This window comes from Rheinheimera sp. (assembly GCF_036568245.1).
Lineage (GTDB): Bacteria > Pseudomonadota > Gammaproteobacteria > Enterobacterales > Alteromonadaceae > Alishewanella.
This window is the reverse complement of sequence record NZ_DATCSY010000056.1, coordinates 1-3,768: the sequence shown is the minus strand read 5'-3', so window position 1 is coordinate 3,768 and position 3,768 is coordinate 1. Positions and strand designations below refer to the sequence as shown.

3 protein-coding genes and 1 pseudogene are annotated in these 3,768 nt (G+C 47.5%); all 4 read right to left on the bottom strand.

Annotated features, from left to right (window positions below; genetic code table 11):
* Positions 1-196, bottom strand: a pseudogene (locus tag VIN66_RS02560) (chromosome partitioning protein ParB); the annotation flags it as partial.
* Between the two features lie 29 nt (positions 197-225).
* Positions 226-1,020 carry a ParA family protein gene (locus VIN66_RS02555; protein ID WP_134053440.1) on the bottom strand — a complete coding sequence of 265 codons (795 nt, stop codon included), beginning with the start codon at positions 1,018-1,020 and terminating at the stop codon, positions 226-228.
* A 19-nt stretch (positions 1,021-1,039) separates the two neighbouring features.
* Complete coding sequence (rsmG, locus tag VIN66_RS02550) at positions 1,040-1,657, bottom strand: 16S rRNA (guanine(527)-N(7))-methyltransferase RsmG (protein WP_331922530.1); 618 nt, start codon at positions 1,655-1,657, stop codon at positions 1,040-1,042.
* Positions 1,658-1,674: 17 nt separating this feature from the next.
* Positions 1,675-3,564, bottom strand: coding sequence for a tRNA uridine-5-carboxymethylaminomethyl(34) synthesis enzyme MnmG (gene mnmG / locus VIN66_RS02545; RefSeq protein WP_331922529.1), 1,890 nt, complete (start codon positions 3,562-3,564; stop codon positions 1,675-1,677).
* Positions 3,565-3,768 lie beyond the last annotated feature (204 nt).

Below are 3,768 nucleotides of genomic sequence, written 5' to 3'. Positions count from 1 at the left end.
GGATAGAACTGGCTAAATCTTCCAGCGCTTCCTGGGACATATCTTTACGCGGCTGATATTTACCCGGGCTGAGAAATTCAACCGGCAACTGCTGCAGTTCGCTGCTGATCACAGTGGCAGTATCGCTGTTGCTGGTTCTGTTGGACGTAAGTAAGGCATCCAGACCCCGGCCCAGGCCGCGTTTCTTTACCGACATGCTAAATTGCTTCCCTAAATAATTAACGTTCAGACAGCGGCAGGGCTGTTAACCGTTTTTTTATCGGCCCGGCGTAACATTTCGCCAGCCAGCGCCAGATAAGCTTTAGCCCCGGTTGAACTTTTATCATAATACATTACCGGTGCACCAAAACTGGGTGCTTCGGCGAGGCGCACATTGCGTGGAATAACGGCGCGGTAGACCTTGTCACCAAAATGTTGTTTTAACTGCTCTGATACGTCGTTGGCCAAACGATTACGCGGATCGTACATCGTTCTTAATATACCTTCGATCTTTAACTCAGGATTAACCGCAGCAGCCAGCTGATTAATAGTTTCAACCAGCGCAGTTAACCCCTCGAGCGCGAAGTATTCACATTGCATAGGGACCAGCACAGTGTCCGCTGCGGCCATGGCATTAACCGTGAGCATATTTAACGATGGAGGGCAGTCGATAAAGATAAAATCGTAACTGTTGCGGTAATCTTTCAATGCGTTACGCAAACGCAGTTCGCGTGCAAAAACATTCATTAAACGCACTTCGGCTGCGGTAAGATCGGCGTTGGCGCCAACCAGATGATAGCCACCGCTGGTTTCTTTAACCAACACATCTACTAAAGGCTTGTCATCTACCAGCAACTCATAAGCTGTGGCAGGCAGCTCGTACTTATCAACCCCGCTGCCCATAGTAGCATTGCCCTGAGGATCCAAATCGATCAGAAGCACCTTGCGCTTGGTCGCAGCCAGCGAGGCAGCCAGATTCACTGCCGTAGTGGTTTTACCTACACCACCTTTCTGGTTAGCTATTGCGATCACTTTCGCCACAAGATGTCCTCGTTATCAGTTAGCAGGGGTCCAGTATTACCAAATGGCGTTGCGCTTGCAACTGTGGTACCAGCAATGGCTGAACGGACGCTACTTTAACAAAATCAGGCAAAGCTGCAATTTCTTCTTGTACTGCAGCACCTTTCATGGCGAAAAAGCGGCCAGTCGGAGCGGGTAAATGCCTGCACCAGTTCAGCATATCGTTCATTGAAGCAAAAGCGCGGCTGATCACACCATCATAGCCCTGTTTTGGCTGATGGTCTTCCACCCGGCTTTGTAACGGGAAAATATTGCTCAATTTCAGCTGTAATTTCACCTGATTGAGAAAACGAATACGTTTACCCAGACTGTCGAGCAGAGTAAATTGTTTATCCGGATAGTAGATCGCCAGTAATACACCGGGTAAGCCCGGGCCGGTCCCCACATCAATAAAGCGATCGCCGTTCAGGTGAGGTGCCACCACCAGACTATCCATTACATGTTTGATCAACATTTCTTGTGGATCGCGCACGGATGTCAGGTTATAGGCGCTGTTCCATTTATCCAGTAGTTTTACGTATTCAATACATTGGTGCAATTGTTGTTCTGTCAGCGTTAGGCTGGTTTGCGCAACCAGCAAGCGTAATTGTTCTAACATCAATAACCTTGTCTGAGTTAAGCCGTTTTACGCAACAAGCCCTGCTTTTTCAGGTACACCAGTAACAGTGAAATGGCCGCAGGTGTAATACCGGAAATACGCGATGCCTGGCCAACGGTTTGAGGCTGAGTCTGGTTCAGCTTAACAATAACTTCGTTTGACAAGCCTTTTACGGCTTTATAATCAAATTGCTGCGGCAGTAACGTTTGTTCATTACGTTGCTGCTTAGCAATTTCATCCTGCTGCCGATGGATATAGCCTTCGTACTTAATCTGAATTTCTACCTGCTCGGCGGCGGCAGGATCTGTCAGCGCCGGGCCAAGGTCAGCGATCTGCATCAGATCGATATAATTGACTTCTGGCCGGCGTACCAGCTCTTCTAAACTGGCTTCTTTACTCAAAGGTGTCTTTACCAGGGCATTTACCTGCCCCAGTGCAGCGTGTTGTGGATGGATCCAGCTTTGCTTTAAGCGTTGACGTTCCAGCGCAATTTGTTCCATCTTTTGGTTAAATGCAGCCCAGCGCACATCATCTACCAAGCCTAATTCACGGCCTTTTTCAGTCAGACGTGCATCAGCGTTATCTTCACGCAGCATCAAACGGTATTCGGCCCGGCTGGTAAACATACGGTAGGGCTCTTTTGTACCAAGCGTCGTCAGATCATCAACTAGTACCCCCAGGTACGCCTGATCGCGGCTTGGCGACCAACCGTGCTTGTCTTGGCAGAACAAAGCAGCATTTAAGCCGGCCAGTAAGCCCTGAGCACCGGCTTCTTCATAGCCTGTGGTGCCATTAATCTGGCCTGCGAAGAATAAACCGCTGATAAATTTGGTTTCCAGAGTACTTTTCAGATCACGCGGATCAAAGAAGTCATATTCAATAGCATAGCCTGGCCGGGTAATATGGGCGTTTTCCATACCTTTTATCGAGCGCACTATGGTTAGCTGCACGTCAAAAGGCAAACTGGTTGATATGCCGTTAGGGTACAGCTCATGCGTGGTTAAGCCTTCCGGTTCGATAAAAATCTGATGTTTATCTTTATCAGCAAAGCGCATGATTTTGTCTTCAATAGAAGGGCAATAACGTGGACCTATGCCTTCAATTACACCGGTATACATTGGCGAGCGGTCGAGGTTATTGCGAATCACATCATGAGTTTGCTCATTGGTATAAGTGATATAACACGGGATCTGCCGAGGGTGATCTGATTGCTTGCCAAGAAATGAAAATACTGGCGTTGGATTATCACCAGGCTGTGGCTGCATCTGTGAAAAATCTACAGAACGGGCGTCAATACGTGGTGGCGTACCGGTTTTTAACCGATCGACCCGAAACGGTAATTCACGCAAACGTTTTGCTAATGCGATAGACGGTGGATCACCCGCTCTACCGCCGGAATGGCTCTGTAAACCAATATGGATCTGGCCACCTAAAAAAGTACCAACGGTTAACACCACAGATTTAGCTTTGAATTTCAGTCCCATCTGAGTAACAACACCGGTAACCTGATCATTCTCTACAATCAGATCATCGCAGGATTGCTGGAAAATACTCAAATTAGGCTGATTTTCCAGAATTTGACGAATTGCAGCACGATACAATTGACGATCAGCCTGGGCCCGGGTAGCTCGAACCGCAGGGCCTTTGGAACTGTTGAGCGTACGGAACTGGATACCGCCTTTATCAGCAGCAATTGCCATAGCGCCGCCTAAAGCATCAATTTCTTTTACCAAATGACCTTTGCCGATACCGCCAATTGCAGGGTTACATGACATCTGTCCCAGTGTTTCAACATTATGGGTAAGCAATAGGGTATTACGACCCATGCGGGCTGCTGCCAAAGCGGCTTCAGTGCCTGCGTGGCCGCCACCTACAACGATGACATCGAATGTCTCCTGGTACAGCATAGTTGCCTCAGTATCTGGATTAATAGGATCGAGCTTTCAAAGAAGCATATTGTAGCCTGATCTGAGGTTAAGTGGAATGCTACAGGTGGCAGAGGATCTTCTAAATTAAATAAGATCTTTTTAGAGATCTTTTTATTATGTTTACTATTAAGCACGCTAATTTCAGTGCATAAATAGATCTTCACTCGAAGGATCATTAACTTA

Bases quoted from the DNA above. Each gene is read 5' to 3' on its own strand.
- mnmG (WP_331922529.1), bottom strand. From the start codon at position 3,564: ATGCTGTACCAGGAGACATTCGATGTCATCGTTGTAGGTGGCGGCCAC.
- rsmG (WP_331922530.1), bottom strand. From the start codon at position 1,657: ATGTTAGAACAATTACGCTTGCTGGTTGCGCAAACCAGCCTAACGCTG.